Source organism: Citrobacter sp. KTE151, from assembly GCF_000398845.1.
Classification (GTDB): Bacteria; Pseudomonadota; Gammaproteobacteria; order Enterobacterales; family Enterobacteriaceae; genus Citrobacter; species Citrobacter braakii.
Window position 1 is genome coordinate 66,624 of the sequence record NZ_KB976067.1, and the last position, 22,698, is coordinate 89,321.

The following is a 22,698-nucleotide window of genomic DNA, read 5'->3' on the forward strand; positions in this document are numbered from 1 at the left end:
GCCTTCGGTAAAGTGTGTTTTTGCTTCTTCTGACAAAACCGATTCACAGAGGAGTTTTTATGTCTAAGTCTGATGTTTTTCATCTCGGCCTCACTAAGAACGATTTACAAGGGGCTCAGCTCGCTATCGTCCCTGGCGACCCGGAGCGTGTGGAAAAGATCGCCGCGCTGATGGATAAGCCGGTTAAGCTGGCATCTCATCGCGAGTTCACTACCTGGCGTGCTGAGCTGGATGGTAAAGCCGTGATCGTGTGCTCTACCGGTATCGGCGGTCCGTCAACCTCTATTGCCGTAGAAGAACTGGCACAGCTGGGCATTCGTACCTTCCTGCGTATCGGTACGACTGGCGCCATCCAGCCACATATCAACGTAGGAGATGTACTGGTCACCACGGCGTCTGTCCGTCTGGACGGTGCAAGTCTGCACTTCGCGCCAATGGAATTCCCGGCCGTCGCGGACTTCGAGTGCACCACCGCGCTGGTGGAAGCGGCGAAATCTATCGGCGCCACCACCCACGTAGGCGTTACCGCGTCTTCTGATACCTTCTATCCGGGCCAGGAGCGTTATGACACCTTCTCTGGTCGCGTAGTGAGCCGTTTCAAAGGCTCAATGGAAGAGTGGCAGTCTATGGGCGTCATGAACTACGAAATGGAATCTGCTACGCTGCTCACCATGTGCGCAAGCCAGGGTCTGCGTGCCGGTATGGTCGCGGGTGTTATCGTGAACCGTACTCAGCAAGAGATCCCTAATGCGGAAACGATGAAACAAACAGAAAGCCACGCGGTGAAAATCGTGGTGGAAGCTGCGCGTCGTTTACTGTAATTCTCCCGTCTATTCAAAAAGGCCGACGCGTTCGGCCTTTTTATTTTGCGTAGTGCCTCGCAGGAAATTCCTTTTAAACTGGACGTTTATACAGCACAATTCTATTTTGTGCGGGTAAGTCGTTGCTGTAAGGGGGCGTTGTGGATATTTCAATTATGATGAGTGCCGTGCTGGCGTTAGCCGCAGGGCTGCTGGTGGGATGGCTGGCAACAAAAGCGCATGCCGATCGGATCCGTGCCGACCTCATCGAAGAACGACGCGAACTGGATATTGCGCTAAGCGCCGCCCGCCAGCAGCTCTCACAGGAAGCCCACTGGCGTGACGAGTGCGAACTACTCAATAACGAATTGCGCAGTCTGCACAGCATCAACACCTCTCTGGAAGCCGATCTTCGAGAAGTCACTACCCGACTGGAAGCGACGCAGCAGCATGCGGAAGATAAAATCCGCCAGATGATCAACAGCGAACAGCGTCTGAGCGAACAGTTTGAAAATCTGGCGAACCGTATTTTCGAGCACAGCAACCGTCGTGTAGACGAGCAAAATCGCCAAAGCCTGAACAGCCTGCTTACACCGCTTCGCGAACAACTGGACGGTTTTCGACGCCAGGTTCAGGATAGCTTTGGTAAAGAGGCGCAAGAACGCCATACTCTGGCGCACGAAATTCGTAATCTGCAGCAACTGAACGCGCAGATGGCGCAGGAAGCGGTAAACCTGACGCGGGCATTAAAAGGCGATAACAAAACGCAGGGCAACTGGGGCGAGGTCGTACTCACCCGGGTGCTTGAGGCTTCCGGTCTGCGCGAAGGCTATGAATACGAAACCCAGGTCAGCATTGAGAACGATGCCCGTTCGCGGATGCAGCCAGATGTTATCGTCCGGTTACCGCAGGGCAAAGATGTGGTGATCGACGCGAAAATGACGCTGGTCGCCTATGAACGCTATTTTAATGCTGAAGATGAATACACCCGCGAGAGCGCGTTGCAGGAGCACATCGCCTCGGTACGAAACCATATCCGTCTGCTGGGGCGCAAAGACTATCAGCAGCTTCCTGGGCTGCGCACACTTGACTATGTGCTGATGTTTATCCCCGTTGAGCCTGCTTTTTTACTGGCGCTCGATAGACAGCCTGAACTGATTACCGAAGCCCTTAAAAATAACATTATGCTGGTTAGCCCTACCACGTTGTTGGTGGCATTGCGCACGATTGCCAACTTGTGGCGCTACGAGCATCAGAGTCGTAATGCGCAACAGATTGCCGATCGGGCCAGCAAACTTTATGACAAGATGCGGTTGTTTGTGGATGATATGTCGGCAATTGGCCAAAGCCTGGATAAAGCTCAGGATAACTACCGACAGGCGATGAAAAAACTCTCTTCAGGCCGTGGAAACGTCCTGTCGCAGGCAGAAGCGTTTCGCAGTTTAGGCGTGGAAATTAAGCGCGAGATTAATCCTGAACTGGCTGAACAAGCCACTACGCAGGATGAAGAGTACCGCTTGCGTTCGGTCCCTGAAACGCAGCAGGATGAACCTTACCCTGATGATGAAGCGGTAAACCAGCAATCAAACTAGTCCGTTTGGGGTAGTTGAACCGGGCAGAAGGGTAGGGCAAATTGGCCCAATCTGTTACACTTCTTGAACATTTTTTGGATGAGCAGGCACTGAGATGGTGGATAATTCACAAGAAACGACGCACTTTGGCTTTCAGACCGTCGCTAAAGAGCAGAAAGCTGACATGGTGGCCCACGTTTTTCATTCTGTGGCGTCTAAATATGACGTTATGAATGACTTAATGTCATTTGGCATTCATCGTTTGTGGAAGCGCTTCACCATTGACTGCAGTGGCGTGCGTCGCGGGCAAACCGTTCTCGATTTAGCGGGCGGTACGGGCGATCTGACGGCGAAATTCTCTCGCATGGTAGGCGAAACTGGCAAAGTTGTGCTGGCGGATATCAACGACTCAATGCTCAAAATGGGTCGCGAAAAGCTGCGTAATATCGGCGTCGTGGGTAACGTTGAGTACGTTCAGGCGAATGCGGAAGCATTACCTTTCCCAGACAACACGTTTGACTGCATCACCATCTCTTTCGGTCTGCGCAACGTAACGGATAAAGACAAAGCATTACGATCTATGTATCGCGTGTTGAAGCCGGGCGGACGTCTACTGGTGCTGGAGTTCTCCAAGCCGATTATCGAACCGCTGAGCAAAGCCTACGACGCATACTCTTTCCACGTTTTGCCGCGCATTGGTTCTATGGTGGCAAGCGATGCAGACAGTTATCGCTATTTGGCGGAGTCCATCCGCATGCATCCCGATCAGGACACCTTAAAAGCAATGATGCAAGATGCCGGGTTCGAAAGCGTTGATTACTACAACCTGACGGCAGGTGTCGTTGCGCTGCATCGTGGTTACAAGTTCTGACAGGAGATTGGGGATGCCTTTAAAACCCTTAGTGACCGCCGGCGTTGAAAATTTGCTTAACACCTTTCTGTATCGTTCTCCTGCGCTCAAGTCAGCCAGAACGCGTTTACAGGGCAAAGTGCTGCGTGTTGAGCTCAAAGGATTTTCAACACCGTTAGTGCTGGTTTTTAGTGAGCGCCAGGTCGATGTGCTGGGGGCATGGGAAGGCGAAGCCGATTGCACCGTAATCACACATGCCAGCGTGTTACCGAAATTACGCGACCGGCAGCAACTCACCACGCTTATCCGCAGTGGTGAGCTGGAGGTTCAGGGCGATATCCAGGTAGTACAGAATTTTGTCGCGTTGGCCGATCTGGCGGAGTTTGATCCCGCAGAACTGTTAGCACCTTATACCGGCGATATCGTCGCGGAAGGGGTCAGCAAAGTTTTGCGTGGTGGAGCGAAGTTCCTGTGCCACAACATTCAACGCCAGCAGCGCTATGTTGCCGAAGCGATCACCGAAGAGTGGCGTATGGCTCCAGGTCCGCTTGAGGTTGCATGGTTTGCAGAAGAAACGGCAGCCGTTGAGCGTGCGGTCGAATCTCTGGCCAAACGGCTGGAAAAACTGGAGGCCAAATGACGCCAGGTGAAGTACGGCGCCTTTATTTCATCATTCGCACTTTTTTAAGCTACGGTCTTGATGAACTCATCCCCAAAATGCGTATCACGCTGCCGCTCCGGTTGTGGCGTTACACGCTGTTCTGGATGCCCAACCGACATAAAGACAAACCGCTGGGAGAACGGCTGAGACTGGCTTTACAGGAGCTCGGCCCGGTGTGGATTAAGTTCGGGCAAATGCTCTCTACCCGCCGTGATCTTTTCCCGCCGCACATCGCCGATCAGCTAGCGCTATTGCAGGATCGGGTAGCCCCATTCGATGGGCAAAGAGCGAAAGAACAAATCGAAGAGGCGATGGGTGGGCTGCCCGTCGAGGAATGGTTTGATGATTTTGAGATCACACCGCTGGCATCCGCGTCTATTGCTCAGGTTCACACCGCGCGACTGAAATCGAATGGGAAAGAGGTGGTGATCAAAGTTATCCGCCCGGACATACTGCCGGTAATTAAAGCGGATTTGAAACTGATCTACCGCCTTGCTCGCTGGGTACCTCGCCTGATGCCAGACGGCCGCCGCCTGCGACCAACAGAAGTGGTCCGTGAATATGAAAAAACGTTGATTGATGAGCTGAATCTGCTGCGCGAGTCGGCGAACGCGATTCAGCTGCGACGTAATTTTGAAGACAGCCCAATGCTGTACATCCCGGAAGTGTACTCTGACTATTGCAGTCAGAACATGATGGTGATGGAGCGCATCTACGGTATTCCCGTTTCAGATGTCACCTCGCTTGAGAAGAACGGCACCAATATGAAGCTGCTGGCTGAACGGGGTGTTCAGGTCTTCTTTACTCAGGTATTCCGCGACAGCTTTTTCCATGCGGATATGCACCCTGGGAACATTTTCGTGAGTTATGAGCATCCCGAAAACCCGAAATACATTGGTATTGATTGTGGGATTGTGGGTTCTTTAAACAAAGAAGATAAGCGTTATCTGGCTGAAAACTTCATCGCGTTTTTTAACCGCGACTACCGCAAAGTTGCTGAACTGCATGTGGATTCTGGCTGGGTTCCGCCGGATACCAACGTAGAAGAGTTTGAATTCGCCATTCGTACCGTGTGCGAGCCGATTTTCGAAAAACCGCTGGCAGAGATTTCCTTTGGTCATGTGCTGTTAAATCTGTTCAACACAGCGCGCCGATTCAATATGGAAGTTCAGCCTCAACTGGTATTGCTACAGAAGACGCTGCTGTACGTTGAAGGTGTCGGACGTCAGCTCTACCCGCAGTTAGATTTGTGGAAAACGGCCAAGCCTTTCCTCGAATCCTGGATCAAAGATCAGGTCGGTATTCCGGCGCTTGTTAGAGCATTTAAAGAAAAAGCACCGTTCTGGGTCGAAAAAATGCCAGAAATACCTGAACTGGTGTATGACAGTTTGCGCCAGGGCAAATATTTACAGCACAGTGTTGATAAGATTGCCCGCGAGCTTCACGCGAATCATGTACGTCAGGGACAATCCCGTTATTTATTGGGCATTGGTGCAACATTGTTGCTCAGTGGAACATTCCTGCTGGTAAGCCGTCCTGAGTGGGGGCTTATGCCGGGCTGGTTAATGGCCGGCGGCGTCTTAGCCTGGTTGATCGGCTGGCGCAAAATGCGCTGAATTTTTCATCGCCCTAGGCAGGTCGTGTAACGTATACTACGGCCTTATTAATTCATCATCTATGACAGAGGAACATGTATGGGTGGTATCAGTATTTGGCAGTTGTTGATCATTGCCGTCATCGTTGTACTGCTATTTGGCACCAAGAAACTCGGCTCCATCGGTTCCGATCTTGGCGCGTCGATTAAAGGCTTCAAAAAAGCAATGGGTGATGATGAGCCAAAGCAAGATAAAACCAGCCAGGACGCTGATTTTACTGCTAAATCCATTACCGATAAGCAGGGCGAAGTGAAAAAAGAAGACGCCAAAAGCCAAGATAAAGAGCAGGTATAATCCGTGTTTGATATCGGTTTTAGCGAACTGTTATTGGTGTTCGTGATCGGCCTCATCGTCCTGGGGCCGCAACGTTTACCTGTAGCGGTAAAAACGGTTGCTGGTTGGGTTCGTGCTTTGCGTTCCCTGGCAACTACTGTTCAGAATGAACTGACCCAGGAGCTTAAGCTTCAGGAGTTTCAGGACAGCCTGAAGAAAGTAGAGAAAGCGAGCCTGACAAATCTGACCCCGGAGTTGAAAGCCTCAATGGATGAGCTGCGTGAAGCGGCAGAGTCGATGAAGCGTTCTTACAGTGTGCACGATCCTGAGAAAGAGAGCGATGAAGCGCACACTATTCATAATCCGGTGGTGAAAGAAGCTGAAGCGCAGCGAGAAGGGGTCACCCCTGCTGCCGCTGAAAACCAGGCCAGTTCGCCGGAGCAAAAACCGGAATCCACGGGTGCTAAAACGCCAGAGCCAACGGAAAACACTTCCGCTACGTTAATGGATGCAGAAAAGAAAGCTGTCGCACCTGTTGCCGAATCCTCCCCCTCGTCGAGTGATAAACCGTAAACATGGCTGTAGAAGATACCCAACCGCTCATCACGCATCTTATTGAGCTGCGTAAGCGACTCCTGAACTGCATCATTGCGGTAATCGTGATCTTTCTGGCGTTGGTTTACTTTGCCAACGACATTTACCATATGGTCGCGGCGCCGTTGATTAAACAGATGCCGCAGGGTGCAACGATGATCGCCACCGATGTGGCTTCGCCGTTCTTTACCCCAATCAAGTTGACCTTCATGGTATCGCTGATCCTGTCAGCGCCAGTGATCCTCTACCAGGTGTGGGCATTTATTGCGCCAGCGTTGTATAAACATGAACGCCGTCTGGTTGTTCCGCTGCTGGTCTCCAGTTCGTTGTTGTTCTACATCGGCATGGCATTCGCCTATTTTGTTGTCTTCCCGTTAGCGTTTGGTTTTCTGGCCAACACGGCTCCGCAAGGCGTGCAGGTATCAACGGACATTGCCAGCTATCTCAGCTTTGTAATGGCGCTATTTATGGCTTTCGGTGTCTCTTTTGAGGTGCCTGTCGCCATCGTGCTGCTATGCTGGATGGGCATTACGACGCCAGATGATTTACGCAAAAAACGTCCTTATGTTGTGGTGGGAGCCTTTGTCGTTGGGATGCTACTGACCCCGCCAGATGTCTTCTCGCAAACGTTGTTGGCGATACCGATGTACTGCCTGTTCGAGGTGGGTGTTTTCTTCTCTCGTTTCTATGTCGGTAAGCGACGTACGCGGGATGAGGACAACGAGGCTGAAGAAGCAAAAGAAGCCGAAGCCACCGAGAAAACTGAAGAATAAATTCAACCGCCCGTCAGGGCGGTTGTCATATGGGAGGAAGCATGTTTGATATTGGCGTTAATTTAACCAGTTCACAATTTGCGAAAGACCGGGATGAGGTCGTGGCGCGCGCCTTTGCTGCGGGCGTAAACGGTATGCTTCTGACCGGAACAAACCTTCACGAAAGCCAGCAGGCGTTAAAGCTGGCGCAGCATTATCCGCATTGCTGGTCCACGGCTGGCGTGCACCCGCATGACAGCAGCCAATGGCAATCCTCAACGGAAGACGAGATTATCACGCTGGCAAACCAGTCGAAGGTAGTCGCTATTGGTGAGTGCGGCCTGGATTTCAATCGCAATTTCTCCACGCCGCAGGAGCAGGAACGTGCTTTTGAAGCGCAACTGCGCATTGCTGCTGAACTGCAGATGCCGATTTTCATGCATTGTCGGGATGCGCATGCGCGTTTTCTGACGTTGCTGGAGCCGTGGCTGGACAGCCTCCCAGGCGCGGTGCTGCACTGTTTCACTGGTTCGCGCCAGGAGATGCAGGACTGCGTGGACCGAGGGCTTTATATCGGTATCACCGGGTGGGTCTGTGATGAACGCCGGGGGATGGAACTGCGGGAGCTGCTGCCGTTTATTCCGGTGGAAAGACTGCTGATAGAAACCGATGCACCTTATCTACTCCCTCGCGACTTAACGTCTAAACCGACGTCACGTCGCAATGAACCGGCGCACCTGCCGCATATTCTTGAGCGAATTGCTCACTGGCGTGGGGAAGATCCTCAATGGCTGTCAGCAACCATTGATGCCAACGTCAGAACGCTGTTCGAAGTGACCTTCTAAACGGCTTATATCTTTCGAAAACCGGTATTTTTCACGCTCTGCTTAATCTCTTTATTCAAGAGGTTAAGCAGCAGCATGGAACGCGCTTCGCCATCCGGTTCGGTGAAGATCGCTTTCAGTCCCTCAAACGCCCCTTCAGTAATAATCACGCTGTCCCCTGGCTGAGGGGTTTGCGGGTCAACAATACCTTCAGGCTTGTAGATAGAAAGCTGGTGAATTACGGGGGATGGGACGGTCGCAGGCGTCGCTCCAAAACGAACGAAATGGCTGACACCACGCGTGGCGTTGATCGTGGTGGTGTGGATCACTTCCGGGTCGAACTCGACAAACATGTAATTAGGGAATAGTGGTTCACAGACTGTGGTACGTTTACCGCGCACCATTTTTTCCAGGGTGATCATAGGCGTCAGGCAGTTCACCGCCTGTCTTTCCAGGTGTTCCTGGGCTCGCTGAAGTTGCCCACGTTTGCAGTACAGTAAATACCAGGATTGCATAATAACTCTTATTCGCTTGTTCTGAGCGCTAGCATAGCAAAAGCCATGAGTTAAGTTAATTATACCCGCCTCAAAGCAGGCTGAAACCCAACGGGTATATACTCCCAGGGCTTATATGTATCGCCAGAGTTCACGCTAATTTAACAAAAATACAGCATCACAATGATGAACGCCGTATAATGAAGCGCTTACGAAGAGGCCACAATGGACGCCATGAAATATCACGATTTACGCGACTTCCTGACGCTGCTTGAACAGCAGGGCGAGCTCAAACGCATTTCGCTTGAGGTGGATCCCCACCTGGAAATTACTGAAATTGCCGATCGCACTCTGCGTGCTGGCGGGCCTGCGTTACTGTTTGAGAATCCTAAAGGCTATTCAATGCCGGTGCTGTGTAACCTGTTTGGCACACCGAAGCGTGTTGCGATGGGGATGGGGCAGGAAGATGTCTCGGCACTACGGGAAGTCGGTAAACTGTTGGCGTTTTTGAAAGAGCCGGAGCCACCGAAAGGATTCCGCGATCTGTTTGATAAGCTGCCGCAGTTTAAGCAGGTGCTGAACATGCCGACTAAGCGGTTGCGCGGTGCGCCTTGTCAGCAAAAAATCTACTCCGGTGATGACGTCGATTTAAACCGTATTCCGATTATGACCTGTTGGCCGGAAGATGCCGCACCGCTGATTACCTGGGGGCTAACCGTAACGCGTGGTCCGCATAAAGAGCGGCAGAATCTGGGCATTTATCGCCAGCAGCTGATTGGCAAAAACAAGCTTATTATGCGCTGGTTGTCCCACCGCGGCGGCGCGCTCGATTACCAGGAGTGGTGTGCGGCGCATCCTGGAGAACGCTTCCCGGTTTCGGTGGCGTTGGGGGCAGATCCTGCGACCATTCTGGGGGCCGTGACGCCCGTCCCTGATACATTATCCGAGTACGCATTTGCCGGGCTGTTACGTGGCACCAAAACCGAAGTGGTCAAATGTATTTCCAACGATCTGGAAGTGCCCGCCAGTGCTGAAATCGTGCTGGAAGGGTATATCGAACCGGGTGAGCTGGCCCCGGAAGGACCGTATGGCGATCATACCGGCTACTACAACGAAGTAGATAGCTTTCCGGTCTTTACCGTCACGCACATTACCCAGCGTGAAGAGGCGATTTATCACTCTACTTATACCGGACGTCCGCCTGATGAGCCCGCGGTGCTTGGCGTGGCGCTGAACGAAGTTTTCGTTCCTATTCTGCAAAAGCAGTTCCCGGAAATCGTCGATTTTTACCTGCCTCCGGAAGGCTGTTCATATCGTCTGGCCGTGGTGACGATGAAAAAACAGTACGCTGGTCATGCCAAACGCGTCATGATGGGTGTTTGGTCGTTTTTGCGCCAGTTTATGTACACCAAATTTGTTATTGTCTGCGATGATGATGTCAATGCACGCGACTGGAATGATGTGATTTGGGCAATTACTACCCGTATGGACCCGGCTCGGGATACGGTACTGGTAGAGAATACGCCAATTGATTACCTGGACTTTGCCTCGCCGGTTTCCGGCCTGGGTTCAAAAATGGGGCTGGATGCCACAAATAAATGGCCGGGCGAAACCCAACGCGAATGGGGACGCCCGATTAAAAAAGATCCTGAAGTAACTGCGCGTATTGACGCAATTTGGGATGAACTGGCCATCTTTAATGACGGCAAAAGCGCCTGAGGCGCGATCGTTTTGCCTATTGATCCGACAGAGAGAGCGCATGACAACCTTAAGCTGTAAAGTGACCTCGGTAGAAGCTATCACTGATACCGTATATCGCGTTCGTTTAGTGCCAGACGCGGCGTTTTCCTTTCGTGCTGGCCAGTATTTAATGGTCGTGATGGACGAAAGGGATAAGCGTCCGTTCTCCATGGCATCCACGCCGGACGAGCAAGGATTCATTGAGCTGCACGTTGGCGCCTCTGAGCTAAATCTTTATGCCATGGCTGTGATGGACCGCATTCTGAAAGACCGGGAAATCAAGGTCGACATTCCGCATGGCGAAGCCTGGCTGCGTGATGAAGACGAGCGCCCGCTGATCCTGATTGCCGGTGGTACAGGGTTCTCTTACGTGCGTTCCATTCTGCTTACTGCGCTGGCACGTAATCCAAACCGCGATATCACCATTTACTGGGGTGGGCGTGAAGAGAAGCATCTCTACGATCTCTCCGAACTGGAAGCGTTGTCTGTTAATCACCCGAATCTGCGCGTTGAGCCAGTGGTGGAACAGCCAGAAGACGGCTGGCGTGGTCGTACGGGAACCGTGTTAACAGCGGTATTGCAGGATTACGGTACCCTGGCTGAGCACGATATCTACATTGCCGGTCGTTTTGAAATGGCCAAAATCGCGCGCGATCTGTTCTGTAATGAACGCAGTGCGCGTGAAGATCGTCTGTTTGGCGACGCTTTCGCGTTCATTTAAGCGCTGTGCGCCGGAGCCCTTCCGGCGCATCCATCAATCATCTGTCTTCCAACTAGCAGGGCGCAGGCCCGGCGTCATTGCCTCTCTTTCTCATCATAATTATTTTTTAGTAAACATAATATGTCCGTCACTCAAACATAAATTGAGTTTTTGTGACGGCTCTCCATGTGTTTAGTAAACAAAATAGGCAAGCTAAACCGCATCACATTGTGAGATGCAAATGAGGAAAAACCATGAGGCTCGGACTGGATATCGGCGGGACTAAAATCGAAGCGGTGGTGATTGATAACGCGGGTGAAATTGTTTACCGCGAACGATGTGCGACACCAAAGCAGCGTTACGGTGATTTTTTCCAGGCCGTGACGGAGATGATAGCCAGGGCTATGCAGGCCATTAATCAGCCTTTATCGGTTGGCGTCGGGGTGCCAGGTGCGGTGGATAGCGAAGGTTTGATTAAGAATTCCAACATTCTGGTGCTGAATCAGCAGGCCTTTGCGCAAGATCTCGAGCGTGCATTAGGAATGCCAGTGCCCGTTACCAATGATGCCAACTGCTTTACCCTGTCAGAAGCGATGGACGGTAGTGGGCGTGGGCATAGCGTGGTATTTGGCGTGATCCTCGGCACCGGATGCGGCGGTGGTCTGTGCATCGAGAACCGGTTGATCTCCGGCCCTAACGCCTGTGCCGGAGAGTGGGGGCATAATGCCTTGCCGCGCTACCACGGATCTCGGGACGGGGCTGAAGTGACATGCTATTGCGGACAGTTGAACTGTATTGAGAGCTTTATTTCGGGTAGTGGCCTGGAACGCCAGTATATGAATCACACCGCGCAACATATGGATGTGCCACAAATTATGCAACGGGTAGCATCGGGTGATGCAGACGCCTGTTTGTTATGGGAACGCTATTGCGATCAACTGGCTCGCGCGCTGGCGAGTGTGGTGAACATGCTCGATCCCGATGTTATCGTGCTGGGGGGCGGGGTATCCAATATCGATTTACTGTACTCAGGCTTACAGGCGCGAGTGGCGCAGTACGTGTTTGGTAAACAGTGCCGCACACCGATCGTTCAGGCCCGCCACGGCGACAGCAGCGGCGTACGCGGCGCAGCCTGGCTGGGGGCGCAACAAGCCACAGTAAATCCATGAGACTGAAATGACGAAACCTGTACGTATCAGAGACATTGCCGACGCTTGTGGCGTCTCGGTTGGCGCTGTTTCCCGCGCGCTAAAAGGGCAACCGGGGCTGCGTGAAGAGACCCGGCAGCGCATTATTTCAGTGGCGCAGCAGCAGGGTTATGATTTTTCACGCCTGCGCGCAGACAAAATCAAACGTGTCCTGTTTTTACTGCATCGCCAGCACAATATCAGCCGGGCTTTACCGTTTTACTCTCAACTGCTGCTGGGGATAGAAGATCTGTGTCGCGAAAAGGGGGTTGCGCTGAGCTTTCTCTCTATAGGTCCAGGCGATGCAGTGAGTGAGCAGGTGATGCTGCACCAGCCTGATGCGCTGATCTGCGCGGGATTTTTTGAACCTGAGTTGCTTGGGCTGCTACAACAGATGAAATTGCCGCTGGTGCTGGTGGATCTCTGGGCGCCAGGACTGCCTTGCGTGAATCCTGACAATACTCTGGGCGGCTATCTGGCCACGCAACATCTGATTGCGCAAGGCCGCAGCCGCATTGCTTTTCTTGCCAGTACGCTCGCGCACTACAGCATCCGTCAGCGTGAAAAGGGCTACCGTCAGGCATTGTATGAAGCCCGTTTGCTAATGCCGCCAGAGTATGACGTCGTTGCGCCGCCGCTGCTGGATACCGAGCAATCTCTGGTGGATGCGGTTAATGAGCTACTCAGACTGCCAGAGCCGCCCGATGCCATTTTTGCCTATAACGACGCGGCAGCGATGGTTGTTCAGCAGGTGTGTGCGCAGCAGGGTATACGTATCCCGGAAGATCTTGCGCTGGTGGGATTTGATGATATCGATGCTGCGGCCTGGTCACATCCGCCGCTGACTACCATTGCGGTTGATAAAAAACAGCTGGGGCGTGAAGCGCTGCGTTTACTGCTGGAAGAAAATCAGGAAGAGAATCTGCTGCTGCCGGTGCAGTTAGTGGTGCGTGGTAGTTCAGGGAAATAAAAAACCCGCCCCTGACAGGCGGGAAGAACGGCAACTAAACCTTTCCCCGTCATAATTCACACTGCCTCTTTGTGGGCTGCCTGCGATCACCCCGGTCACATAGTTATCTATGCTCCCGGGGATTCGTTCAGTGGCCGCCGCAATGCAGCGTGAATTATTTAGGGGAATTTATCTTTGATTAAACTCGCTCAAATACCGTTGCGATACCCTGACCTAACCCGATACACATCGTCGCCAGACCAAACTGCACGTCTTTGCGTTCCATCAGGTTGAGCAGGGTGGTGCTGATACGCGCCCCGGAACAGCCCAGCGGGTGACCCAAGGCGATCGCCCCGCCGTTGAGGTTGATCTTCTCATCGATCTGCTCCATCAGCCCCAGATCTTTAATACACGGCAGGATCTGAGCGGCAAAGGCTTCGTTCATCTCAAACAAGCCGATGTCGCTGGTGGAGAGCCCCGCTTTTTTCAGCGCCAGCTTTGAGGCCGGAACCGGGCCGTAACCCATGATTGACGGATCGCAGCCGACAACAGCCATCGAACGAATACGGGCACGCGGCGTCAGACCCAGTTGACGGGCGCGGCTTTCGCTCATTACCAGCATCGCCGCTGCGCCGTCGGAGAGCGCAGAAGAGGTACCGGCAGTCACCGTTCCGTTCACCGGATCGAACGCCGGGCGCAGGGTGGAGAGCGCTTCAACGGTCGTTTCCGGGCGGATCACTTCATCGTAGTTAAACTGCTTCAGCACGCCGTCGGCATCATGACCGCCGGTCGGGATGATTTCGTTTTTAAAAGCGCCAGACTGTGTTGCAGCCCAGGCGCGAGCGTGTGAACGTGCGGCGAAAGCGTCCTGCATTTCACGACTGATGCCGTGCATGCGGGAGAGCATTTCCGCGGTCAGGCCCATCATCCCTGCGGCTTTCGCCACGTTGCGGCTCATACCCGGGTGGAAATCAACGCCGTGGCTCATTGGCACATGGCCCATATGCTCAACGCCGCCAATCAGGCACGCCTGAGCATCACCAGTCATGATCATGCGTGCCGCATCGTGCAGTGCCTGCATGGACGAACCGCACAGGCGATTGACCGTGACGGCCGGAACGGAGTGCGGAACTTCCGCCAACAGCGCGGCATTACGGGCGATATTGAAACCCTGCTCCAGCGTTTGTTGCACACAGCCCCAGTAAATGTCATCAAGCGCGGTTGGCTCCAGCGCCGGATTACGCGCCAGCAGGCTACGCATTAAATGTGCAGAGAGATCTTCTGCCCGCACGTTCCGAAACGCGCCCCCTTTCGAACGGCCCATCGGGGTACGGATCGCATCAACAATTACAACCTGTTCCATTGTGACTCCTTAAGCCGTTTTCAGGCTGCCAACCGGGCGGGCTGGCTCAACCTGGGGATAATACGGTTCGTTATGGCGCGCTTTATCACGCAGACCGACCGGAACTTCATACAGCGGACCAAGGTGCTGATACTGCTGAGCCATATCGAGATACTTCGCGCTGCCGAGCGTATCCAGCCAGCGGAACGCACCGCCATGGAACGGAGGGAAGCCCAGACCGTATACCAGCGCCATATCGGCTTCTGCCGGGCTGGCGATAATGCCTTCTTCCAGGCAACGCACTACTTCGTTGACCATAGGGATCATCATGCGGGCGATAATCTCTTCATCGCTGAAGTCGCGTTTCGGCTGGCTGACCTCTGCCAGCAGAGCGTCAACGGTGGCATCTTCTTCTTTCTTCGGCTTGCCCTTGTTGTCTTCTTTATAACGCCAGAATCCGAGACCGTTTTTCTGCCCGAAACGTTTAGCATCAAACAGGGCGTCTATCGCATCGCGATAATCTTTCTGCATACGCTGAGGGAAGCCTGCGGACATCACCGCCTGCGCGTGGTGCGCGGTATCAATACCTACCACATCCAGCAGATAAGCCGGGCCCATCGGCCAACCAAACTGTTTTTCCATCACTTTATCGACTTTGCGGAAATCCGCCCCGTCGCGCAGCAGCTGACTGAAACCGGCAAAATAGGGGAACAGCACGCGGTTAACGAAGAAACCAGGGCAGTCATTAACCACAATCGGCGTTTTGCCCATCTGGCTTGCCCAGGCGACAACCTTAGCGATGGTTTCATCCGAGCTTTTCTCGCCGCGAATGATCTCAACCAACGGCATACGGTGCACCGGGTTAAAGAAGTGCATCCCACAGAAGTTTTCCGGACGCTTAAGCGCGCTGGCCAGTTCGTTGATTGGGATGGTGGAAGTATTCGAAGCCAGTACGGTGTCCGGGCGAACCTGATCTTCGGTTTCCGCCAGTACCGCTTTTTTCACTTTTGGGTTTTCTACGACCGCTTCAACTACCACGTCCACGCGTTCGAAACCGCTATAGTCGAGGGTGGGATGAATGGTGGAAATAACGCCCGCCATTTTCAGACCGTCAATTTTGCCGCGCTCAAGCTGTTTGTTCAGTAGCTTGGCCGCTTCGGTCATGCCCAGCGTTAATGATTTGTCGTTGATATCTTTCATGACAACCGGCACGCCTTTCCAGGCCGACTGGTAAGCGATGCCGCCGCCCATAATGCCTGCGCCCAGCACTGCCGCTTGCTTTGGCGCTTCAACATTTTTGGTGAGCTTTTTGGCTTTGGCTTTCACGAATTGATCGTTAAGGAAAATTCCAACCAGTGCGCGGGCTTCATTGGTGTGCGCCAGTGGAACAAAGCTTTTATTTTCCAGATTCAGCGCTTCTTCACGACCAAAACGGGCCGCTGCTTCAATGGTTTTTACCGCGGTAATCGGTGCGGGATAATGCTTACCTGCCGTCTGCGCCACCATACCTTTGGCGATGGTAAAGCTCATAGCCGCTTCAATTTTGCTGAGTTTCAACGGCTCCAGCTTCGGCTGACGTTTGGCTTTCCAGTCGAGGTCGCCGTTAATCGCCTGACGTAATACCGCGATCGCGCCATCAAGCAGTTTGTCTTGCTTCACTACGCCATCGACCAGACCGATTTTTAGCGCCTGCTCAGCACCCACATCTTTACCCGCAGCAATAATTTCCAGCGCGCTGTCCGCACCCAGCATACGTGGCATACGCACGGAGCCGCCAAAGCCTGGCATAATGCCCAGCTTGGTTTCCGGCAGGCCGATGCGCAGGTCCGGCGTAGCCAGACGATAATCGGTCGCCAGGACACACTCGCAGCCACCGCCCAGCGCATAGCCGTTAACCGCTGAGAGAGTCGGAACAGGCAGATCTTCCAGGCGATTAAACACGCTGTTGGCAAAATGCAGCCACTGGCTCAGTTGCTCTTCAGGCACGAGGAACAGTGAAAGGAATTCGGTGATGTCGGCACCAACAATAAAGGCTGCTTTGTTAGAACGCAGCAGCAGCCCTTTTAAATTCGGTTGTTTTTCCAGCACGTCAAGCGCATGGCCCAGGCTGGCAACGGTGGCCGTGTCGAGTTTATTGACTGAGCCTGGGGCATCGAACACCAGTTCGGCGATGCCATCTTCCAGCCAGTCGAGGTACAGGGTGTCGCCTTTGTAAAGCATGTCAGTCTCCTGAATCCGCAAGGTGATCTGGTCATACCAGATGAATCGAAGTGTGTGTTTTATGTTAATAAAATGCAAATGAATGATTAAAGAAATGACGATTTGATCACGCTCGGCAGAAATCACGCACTCACAAACCGATGTGCTAAGATGCGGACACTTGAGGTCAAAAAAACAGAAGGATAGAAAATGGAATCACTGGCCGCACTCTATAAAAATCATATCGTTACCCTACAAGAACGGACGCGCGACGCGCTGGAGCGCTTCAAGCTGGATGCGTTACTTATTCACTCAGGAGAACTTGTTAACGTCTTTCTCGACGATCACCCGTACCCGTTTAAGGTCAATCCGCAATTCAAAGCCTGGGTGCCTGTAACGCAGGTTCCTAACTGTTGGTTGCTGGTGGATGGCGTGAATAAGCCGAAACTGTGGTTCTACCTGCCGGTCGATTACTGGCACAACGTTGAGCCGCTGCCGACCTCTTTCTGGACGGAAGAAATTGAGATCATCGCGCTGCCAAAAGCTGATGGTATCGGTAGCCAACTGCCTGCTGCTCGCGGCAATATCGGTTACATCGGTCCGGTTCCGGAACGCGCGCTGCAGCTGGACATCGCGGCCAGCAATATCAACCCGAAAGGGGTTATCGACTACCTACATTATTATCGTGCTTACAAAACAGATTACGAACTGGCCTGTATGCGCGAAGCACAGAAAATGGCGGTGAATGGACACCGTGCCGCGGAAGAAGCGTTCCGTTCCGGGATGAGCGAGTTTGACATCAACCTCGCTTACCTGACTGCTACCGGTCATCGCGACACCGACGTGCCGTACAGCAACATCGTGGCGCTTAACGAGCATGCTTCGGTTCTGCATTACACCAGGCTGGATCATCAGGCTCCGTCTGAAATCCGTAGCTTCCTGCTGGACGCCGGTGCGGAATACAACGGCTATGCAGCAGACCTGACGCGTACGTGGTCGGCGAAAAGCGACAACGACTATGCGCATCTGGTGAAGGATGTGAATGACGAGCAACTGGCGCTGATTGCCACTATGAAAGCGGGCACCAGCTACGTGGATTATCACATTCAGTTCCATCAGCGCATCGCGAAGCTGCTGCGTAAGCATCAAATCATCACCGATATGAGTGAAGAGGCGATGGTGGAAAACGATCTTACCGGGCCGTTTATGCCGCATGGCATTGGTCACCCGCTGGGCCTGCAGGTACACGATGTCGCTGGTTTTATGCAAGATGACAGCGGTACGCATCTGGCCGCGCCGTCGAAGTATCCTTACCTGCGTTGCACCCGCGTTCTGCAACCGGGCATGGTCCTGACCATCGAACCGGGCATCTACTTCATTGAATCGCTGCTGGCGCCGTGGCGTGAAGGGCAGTTCAGCAAACACTTCAACTGGCAGAAAATTGAAGCCCTGAAACCGTTCGGCGGTATTCGTATTGAAGATAACGTGGTGGTCCACGAAAACAATATCGAAAACATGACACGGGATTTAAAACTGGCGTAATGGACAGTTGGTTAATCCCTGCGGCGCCGGTTTGCGTCGTTGAAGAGATCAAAAAAAGCCGCTTCATTACGCTGCTCGCCCATACGGACGGCGTAGACGCGGCGAAAGCGTTTGTTGAGTCAGTCAAAATGGAACACCCGGACGCCCGCCACCATTGTGTAGCGTGGGTGGCGGGCGCGCCCAATGACTCGCAGCAGCTGGGATTTTCAGACGATGGCGAACCGGCTGGTACGGCAGGCAAACCGATGCTCGCGCAGCTGATGGGGAGTGGCATCGGTGAGATTACCGCGGTGGTGGTGCGCTACTACGGCGGTATCCTTCTGGGTACGGGTGGGCTAGTGAAAGCCTACGGTGGCGGCGTGAATCAGGCGTTGCGTCAGTTAACGACGCAGCGCAAGACGCCATTAACCGAATATACTTTGCAGTGTGAGTACGGTCAGCTGGCAGGCATTGAAGCTTTGCTGGGGCAGTTTGACGGTAAAGTTGTTGCCAGTGATTACCAGGCTTTTGTTCGGCTCAGGGTGGCGCTTCCTTATGCCAAAGTGGATGAATTTTCGGCAAAACTGGCGGATTTTAGTCGTGGTTCATTGCAATTGTTAGCGATTGAAGAATAATCCCCACCTCATTTTAAAGAACTAAGGAAGCGGCAGAGATGCATTTTCGCGCCATCACCCGAATCGTTGGACTACTGGTCATCTTATTCTCGGGGACAATGATTATCCCCGGACTGGTAGCGCTCATCTACCGCGATGGGGCAGGGCGTGCGTTTACCCAAACTTTCTTCGTTGCTCTGGCGATCGGCTCCATGCTGTGGTGGCCAAACCGTAAAGAGAAGGGCGAGCTGAAATCGCGCGAAGGGTTTCTGATTGTCGTTTTGTTCTGGACCGTGCTGGGTAGCGTGGGTGCGCTACCGTTCATCTTTGCGGAAAGCCCTAACCTCACGATAACCGACGCTTTTTTTGAATCCTTCTCCGGATTAACCACCACGGGGGCGACAACGCTGGTGGGGCTGGATTCATTGCCACACGCTATCCTCTTTTATCGACAGATGCTGCAATGGTTCGGCGGGATGGGGATCATCGTGCTGGCGGTGGCTATTCTGCCTATTCTTGGCGTCGGTGGGATGCAGCTCTACCGGGCAGAAATGCCGGGCCCGCTGAAAGATAACAAAATGCGTCCGCGCATTGCCGAAACGGCGAAAACGCTGTGGCTTATCTATGTATTACTGACGGTGGCGTGTGCGCTGGCGCTATGGTTTGCCGGGATGCCCGCGTTTGACGCTATTGGGCACAGTTTTGCTACGATAGCCATCGGCGGCTTTTCCACACACGATGCCAGCGTGGGGTATTTCGACAGTCCCACGATTAACACTATTATTGCTATCTTCTTGCTGATCTCCGGTTGTAACTATGGTCTGCACTTCTCTTTACTCAGCGGTCGCAGCCTGAAGGTCTACTGGCGCGATCCAGAATTCCGCATGTTCATTGGGGTGCAGCTGACGCTGGTGGCTGTCTGTACGCTGGTGCTGTGGATACACAATACCTACGGTTCAGCACTCACGACCATCAACCAGGCTTTTTTTCAGGTGGTATCGATGGCGACGACCGCCGGATTTACTACGGACAGTATTGCCCGCTGGCCGTTGTTCCTGCCGGTGCTGTTGCTGTGTTCTGCTTTTATTGGCGGCTGTGCCGGGTCGACGGGCGGTGGCTTGAAGGTGATTCGAATCCTGTTGCTGTTTAAGCAGGGTAACCGCGAATTGAAACGACTGGTCCACCCGAATGCGGTTTACAGTATCAAGCTGGGTAACCGTGCTTTGCCGGAGCGAATCCTTGAAGCTGTGTGGGGATTCTTCTCTGCCTATGCGCTGGTCTTTATTATCAGTATGCTGGCGATTATTGCGACCGGTGTTGATGACTTCTCCGCGTTTGCCTCTGTTGTGGCGACGCTGAATAACCTGGGGCCAGGGCTGGGGGTTGTCGCCGACAACTTTGCCAGTATGAACCCCGTGGCGAAGTGGATCCTGATTGCCAATATGCTGTTTGGTCGTCTGGAGGTCTTTACCCTGCTGGTACTCTTTACCCCTACTTTCTGGCGTGAATAATGGAGTAACACGTGAAAACACTGATTCTTTTTTCTTCCCGGGACGGACAAACGCGTGAAATCGCCGAGTATCTGGCTTCTGAACTCAAAGAGCTGGGCGTTTGGGCGGATGTCGTTAATTTGCATCGTACCGCGGAGCCTGACTGGCAAAATTATGACAGCGTGGTGATTGGCGCCTCAATTCGCTATGGTCATTACCATGCAGCTTTTCAGGAGTTTGTGAAAAAGCATGCCACGCGGCTGAACGCGATGCCGAGTGCCTTCTACTCCGTAAACCTGGTTGCCCGTAAACCGGAGAAACGCACGCCGCAAACTAACAGCTATGCGCGTAAGTTCCTGATGAGTTCGCCGTGGCGGCCTGATCGCAGTGCGGTTATTGCTGGCGCTTTGCTGTATCCCCGCTATCGCTGGTATGACCGCGTTATGATCCAACTGATAATGAAGATGTCAGGCGGTGAAACAGATACCAATAAAGAAGTGGTGTATACCGATTGGGAACAGGTCGCGGATTTCGCGCGGGAAATCGCCCAATTAACCCACAAAACGTTGTCAAAATAAGCACAAAGAATAAAAAATACGCACTCGGAAGATTATTTTAAATTTCCCCTTGTCAGCCTGAAATAACTCCCTATAATGCGCCTCCACTGACACGGAACAACGGATTACAAACCGCCGGGTCAGCGGAGAAAAGCAAAAATAAATGCTTGACTCTGAATGAGGAAAACGTAATATACGGGACCTCGCGACAGAGCGCTAAAGCGCGTCGCAACTGCTCTTTAACAATTTATCAGACAATCTGTGTGGGCACTCGAAGATACGGATTCTTAACGTCGCAAGACGAAAAATGAATACCAAGTCTCTGAGTGAACACGTAATTCATTACGAAGTTTAATTCACGAGCATCAAACTTAAATTGAAGAGTTTGATCATGGCTCAGATTGAACGCTGGCGGCAGGCCTAACACATGCAAGTCGAACGGTAGCACAGAGGAGCTTGCTCCTTGGGTGACGAGTGGCGGACGGGTGAGTAATGTCTGGGAAACTGCCCGATGGAGGGGGATAACTACTGGAAACGGTAGCTAATACCGCATAACGTCGCAAGACCAAAGAGGGGGACCTTCGGGCCTCTTGCCATCGGATGTGCCCAGATGGGATTAGCTAGTAGGTGGGGTAACGGCTCACCTAGGCGACGATCCCTAGCTGGTCTGAGAGGATGACCAGCCACACTGGAACTGAGACACGGTCCAGACTCCTACGGGAGGCAGCAGTGGGGAATATTGCACAATGGGCGCAAGCCTGATGCAGCCATGCCGCGTGTATGAAGAAGGCCTTCGGGTTGTAAAGTACTTTCAGCGAGGAGGAAGGCATTGTGGTTAATAACCGCAGTGATTGACGTTACTCGCAGAAGAAGCACCGGCTAACTCCGTGCCAGCAGCCGCGGTAATACGGAGGGTGCAAGCGTTAATCGGAATTACTGGGCGTAAAGCGCACGCAGGCGGTCTGTCAAGTCGGATGTGAAATCCCCGGGCTCAACCTGGGAACTGCATCCGAAACTGGCAGGCTAGAGTCTTGTAGAGGGGGGTAGAATTCCAGGTGTAGCGGTGAAATGCGTAGAGATCTGGAGGAATACCGGTGGCGAAGGCGGCCCCCTGGACAAAGACTGACGCTCAGGTGCGAAAGCGTGGGGAGCAAACAGGATTAGATACCCTGGTAGTCCACGCCGTAAACGATGTCGACTTGGAGGTTGTGCCCTTGAGGCGTGGCTTCCGGAGCTAACGCGTTAAGTCGACCGCCTGGGGAGTACGGCCGCAAGGTTAAAACTCAAATGAATTGACGGGGGCCCGCACAAGCGGTGGAGCATGTGGTTTAATTCGATGCAACGCGAAGAACCTTACCTACTCTTGACATCCAGAGAACTTAGCAGAGATGCTTTGGTGCCTTCGGGAACTCTGAGACAGGTGCTGCATGGCTGTCGTCAGCTCGTGTTGTGAAATGTTGGGTTAAGTCCCGCAACGAGCGCAACCCTTATCCTTTGTTGCCAGCGGTCCGGCCGGGAACTCAAAGGAGACTGCCAGTGATAAACTGGAGGAAGGTGGGGATGACGTCAAGTCATCATGGCCCTTACGAGTAGGGCTACACACGTGCTACAATGGCATATACAAAGAGAAGCGACCTCGCGAGAGCAAGCGGACCTCATAAAGTATGTCGTAGTCCGGATTGGAGTCTGCAACTCGACTCCATGAAGTCGGAATCGCTAGTAATCGTGGATCAGAATGCCACGGTGAATACGTTCCCGGGCCTTGTACACACCGCCCGTCACACCATGGGAGTGGGTTGCAAAAGAAGTAGGTAGCTTAACCTTCGGGAGGGCGCTTACCACTTTGTGATTCATGACTGGGGTGAAGTCGTAACAAGGTAACCGTAGGGGAACCTGCGGTTGGATCACCTCCTTACCTTAAAGAA

20 protein-coding genes and 1 rRNA gene are annotated in these 22,698 nt (G+C 53.0%); 18 read left to right on the forward strand and 3 right to left on the reverse strand.

Annotated elements, in window-relative coordinates:
- The first annotated feature begins 59 nt into the window (after positions 1-59).
- From udp to tatD, 9 genes are all read left to right on the forward strand, one after another.
- A complete protein-coding gene (gene udp, locus WC7_RS01745) occupies positions 60-821 on the forward strand; it encodes a uridine phosphorylase (RefSeq protein WP_006686084.1) in 762 nt (253 codons plus the stop codon).
- A 140-nt stretch (positions 822-961) separates the two neighbouring features.
- A complete protein-coding gene (gene rmuC, locus WC7_RS01740) occupies positions 962-2,392 on the forward strand; it encodes a DNA recombination protein RmuC (RefSeq protein WP_019078423.1) in 1,431 nt (476 codons plus the stop codon).
- A 94-nt stretch (positions 2,393-2,486) separates the two neighbouring features.
- Positions 2,487-3,242 carry a bifunctional demethylmenaquinone methyltransferase/2-methoxy-6-polyprenyl-1,4-benzoquinol methylase UbiE gene (gene ubiE / locus WC7_RS01735; protein ID WP_003017897.1) on the forward strand — a complete coding sequence of 252 codons (756 nt, stop codon included), beginning with the start codon at positions 2,487-2,489 and terminating at the stop codon, positions 3,240-3,242.
- 13 nt (positions 3,243-3,255) lie between these two features.
- Complete coding sequence (gene ubiJ / locus WC7_RS01730) at positions 3,256-3,861, forward strand: ubiquinone biosynthesis protein UbiJ (RefSeq protein ID WP_016155139.1); 606 nt, start codon at positions 3,256-3,258, stop codon at positions 3,859-3,861.
- Positions 3,858-5,498 carry a ubiquinone biosynthesis regulatory protein kinase UbiB gene (gene ubiB, locus WC7_RS01725; RefSeq protein ID WP_016155140.1) on the forward strand — a complete coding sequence of 547 codons (1,641 nt, stop codon included), beginning with the start codon at positions 3,858-3,860 and terminating at the stop codon, positions 5,496-5,498. The genes ubiJ and ubiB overlap by 4 nt, the downstream gene beginning before the upstream one ends.
- Before the next feature lie 78 nt (positions 5,499-5,576).
- Positions 5,577-5,831 carry a Sec-independent protein translocase subunit TatA gene (tatA, locus tag WC7_RS01720; protein ID WP_003017888.1) on the forward strand — a complete coding sequence of 85 codons (255 nt, stop codon included), beginning with the start codon at positions 5,577-5,579 and terminating at the stop codon, positions 5,829-5,831.
- Between the two features lie 3 nt (positions 5,832-5,834).
- Positions 5,835-6,383 carry a Sec-independent protein translocase protein TatB gene (tatB, locus tag WC7_RS01715; protein WP_016155141.1) on the forward strand — a complete coding sequence of 183 codons (549 nt, stop codon included), beginning with the start codon at positions 5,835-5,837 and terminating at the stop codon, positions 6,381-6,383.
- 2 nt (positions 6,384-6,385) lie between these two features.
- Positions 6,386-7,177 carry a Sec-independent protein translocase subunit TatC gene (gene tatC / locus WC7_RS01710; protein WP_016155142.1) on the forward strand — a complete coding sequence of 264 codons (792 nt, stop codon included), beginning with the start codon at positions 6,386-6,388 and terminating at the stop codon, positions 7,175-7,177.
- Between the two features lie 41 nt (positions 7,178-7,218).
- Positions 7,219-8,001, forward strand: coding sequence for a 3'-5' ssDNA/RNA exonuclease TatD (gene tatD, locus WC7_RS01705; RefSeq protein WP_016155143.1), 783 nt, complete (start codon positions 7,219-7,221; stop codon positions 7,999-8,001).
- Positions 8,002-8,006: 5 nt separating this feature from the next.
- Here tatD and rfaH read toward each other — a convergent pair whose 3' ends face one another.
- The gene (gene rfaH / locus WC7_RS01700) at positions 8,007-8,495 is read right to left on the reverse strand and encodes a transcription/translation regulatory transformer protein RfaH (RefSeq protein WP_016155144.1); all 489 of its coding nucleotides are present in this window, start codon (positions 8,493-8,495) and stop codon (positions 8,007-8,009) included.
- 204 nt (positions 8,496-8,699) lie between these two features.
- On the opposite strand from rfaH, the gene ubiD reads away from it, so the two are divergent.
- The 4 genes from ubiD (at position 8,700) to WC7_RS01680 (ending at position 13,071) form a co-directional block, all read left to right on the forward strand.
- Positions 8,700-10,193 carry a 4-hydroxy-3-polyprenylbenzoate decarboxylase gene (ubiD, locus tag WC7_RS01695; RefSeq protein WP_016155145.1) on the forward strand — a complete coding sequence of 498 codons (1,494 nt, stop codon included), beginning with the start codon at positions 8,700-8,702 and terminating at the stop codon, positions 10,191-10,193.
- A gap of 40 nt (positions 10,194-10,233) precedes the next feature.
- The gene (gene fre / locus WC7_RS01690; protein ID WP_003828903.1) at positions 10,234-10,935 is read left to right on the forward strand and encodes an NAD(P)H-flavin reductase; all 702 of its coding nucleotides are present in this window, start codon (positions 10,234-10,236) and stop codon (positions 10,933-10,935) included.
- Positions 10,936-11,168: 233 nt separating this feature from the next.
- The gene (locus tag WC7_RS01685) at positions 11,169-12,083 is read left to right on the forward strand and encodes an ROK family protein (RefSeq protein WP_016155146.1); all 915 of its coding nucleotides are present in this window, start codon (positions 11,169-11,171) and stop codon (positions 12,081-12,083) included.
- 7 nt (positions 12,084-12,090) lie between these two features.
- The gene (locus WC7_RS01680; RefSeq protein ID WP_016155147.1) at positions 12,091-13,071 is read left to right on the forward strand and encodes a LacI family DNA-binding transcriptional regulator; all 981 of its coding nucleotides are present in this window, start codon (positions 12,091-12,093) and stop codon (positions 13,069-13,071) included.
- A 178-nt stretch (positions 13,072-13,249) separates the two neighbouring features.
- Here WC7_RS01680 and fadA read toward each other — a convergent pair whose 3' ends face one another.
- Positions 13,250-14,413 (reverse strand): acetyl-CoA C-acyltransferase FadA, encoded by a 1,164-nt coding sequence (gene fadA, locus WC7_RS01675; RefSeq protein ID WP_016155148.1) that lies wholly within the window; start codon positions 14,411-14,413, stop codon positions 13,250-13,252.
- Between the two features lie 9 nt (positions 14,414-14,422).
- On the reverse strand, positions 14,423-16,612 hold the full coding sequence (fadB, locus tag WC7_RS01670) for a fatty acid oxidation complex subunit alpha FadB (protein WP_016155149.1): 2,190 nt from the start codon (positions 16,610-16,612) through the stop codon (positions 14,423-14,425).
- 189 nt (positions 16,613-16,801) lie between these two features.
- On the opposite strand from fadB, the gene pepQ reads away from it, so the two are divergent.
- From pepQ to WC7_RS01645, 5 genes are all read left to right on the forward strand, one after another.
- Positions 16,802-18,133: a Xaa-Pro dipeptidase gene (gene pepQ, locus WC7_RS01665; RefSeq protein WP_016155150.1), complete on the forward strand. Its 1,332-nt coding sequence runs from the start codon at positions 16,802-16,804 to the stop codon at positions 18,131-18,133.
- The gene (locus WC7_RS01660) at positions 18,133-18,747 is read left to right on the forward strand and encodes an IMPACT family protein (RefSeq protein WP_016155151.1); all 615 of its coding nucleotides are present in this window, start codon (positions 18,133-18,135) and stop codon (positions 18,745-18,747) included. Before pepQ ends, WC7_RS01660 begins: the two co-directional genes overlap by 1 nt.
- Before the next feature lie 38 nt (positions 18,748-18,785).
- A complete protein-coding gene (gene trkH / locus WC7_RS01655) occupies positions 18,786-20,237 on the forward strand; it encodes a Trk system potassium transporter TrkH (protein ID WP_003017848.1) in 1,452 nt (483 codons plus the stop codon).
- Positions 20,238-20,248: 11 nt separating this feature from the next.
- The gene (hemG, locus tag WC7_RS01650; protein ID WP_016155152.1) at positions 20,249-20,794 is read left to right on the forward strand and encodes a menaquinone-dependent protoporphyrinogen IX dehydrogenase; all 546 of its coding nucleotides are present in this window, start codon (positions 20,249-20,251) and stop codon (positions 20,792-20,794) included.
- Positions 20,795-21,146: 352 nt separating this feature from the next.
- A 16S ribosomal RNA gene (locus WC7_RS01645) occupies positions 21,147-22,688 on the forward strand.
- Positions 22,689-22,698 lie beyond the last annotated feature (10 nt).

What these genes read in the sequence shown, in the direction of transcription:
- udp (WP_006686084.1), top strand. Translation starts at nt 60, where the DNA reads ATGTCTAAGTCTGATGTTTTTCATCTCGGCCTCACTAAGAACGATTTA.
- ubiE (WP_003017897.1), top strand. Translation starts at nt 2,487, where the DNA reads ATGGTGGATAATTCACAAGAAACGACGCACTTTGGCTTTCAGACCGTC.
- ubiJ (WP_016155139.1), top strand. Translation starts at nt 3,256, where the DNA reads ATGCCTTTAAAACCCTTAGTGACCGCCGGCGTTGAAAATTTGCTTAAC.
- ubiB (WP_016155140.1), top strand. Translation starts at nt 3,858, where the DNA reads ATGACGCCAGGTGAAGTACGGCGCCTTTATTTCATCATTCGCACTTTT.
- tatA (WP_003017888.1), top strand. Translation starts at nt 5,577, where the DNA reads ATGGGTGGTATCAGTATTTGGCAGTTGTTGATCATTGCCGTCATCGTT.
- tatC (WP_016155142.1), top strand. Translation starts at nt 6,386, where the DNA reads ATGGCTGTAGAAGATACCCAACCGCTCATCACGCATCTTATTGAGCTG.
- tatD (WP_016155143.1), top strand. Translation starts at nt 7,219, where the DNA reads ATGTTTGATATTGGCGTTAATTTAACCAGTTCACAATTTGCGAAAGAC.
- rfaH (WP_016155144.1), bottom strand. Translation starts at nt 8,495, where the DNA reads ATGCAATCCTGGTATTTACTGTACTGCAAACGTGGGCAACTTCAGCGA.
- ubiD (WP_016155145.1), top strand. Translation starts at nt 8,700, where the DNA reads ATGGACGCCATGAAATATCACGATTTACGCGACTTCCTGACGCTGCTT.
- fre (WP_003828903.1), top strand. Translation starts at nt 10,234, where the DNA reads ATGACAACCTTAAGCTGTAAAGTGACCTCGGTAGAAGCTATCACTGAT.
- WC7_RS01685 (WP_016155146.1), top strand. Translation starts at nt 11,169, where the DNA reads ATGAGGCTCGGACTGGATATCGGCGGGACTAAAATCGAAGCGGTGGTG.
- WC7_RS01680 (WP_016155147.1), top strand. Translation starts at nt 12,091, where the DNA reads ATGACGAAACCTGTACGTATCAGAGACATTGCCGACGCTTGTGGCGTC.
- fadA (WP_016155148.1), bottom strand. Translation starts at nt 14,413, where the DNA reads ATGGAACAGGTTGTAATTGTTGATGCGATCCGTACCCCGATGGGCCGT.
- fadB (WP_016155149.1), bottom strand. Translation starts at nt 16,612, where the DNA reads ATGCTTTACAAAGGCGACACCCTGTACCTCGACTGGCTGGAAGATGGC.
- pepQ (WP_016155150.1), top strand. Translation starts at nt 16,802, where the DNA reads ATGGAATCACTGGCCGCACTCTATAAAAATCATATCGTTACCCTACAA.
- WC7_RS01660 (WP_016155151.1), top strand. Translation starts at nt 18,133, where the DNA reads ATGGACAGTTGGTTAATCCCTGCGGCGCCGGTTTGCGTCGTTGAAGAG.
- trkH (WP_003017848.1), top strand. Translation starts at nt 18,786, where the DNA reads ATGCATTTTCGCGCCATCACCCGAATCGTTGGACTACTGGTCATCTTA.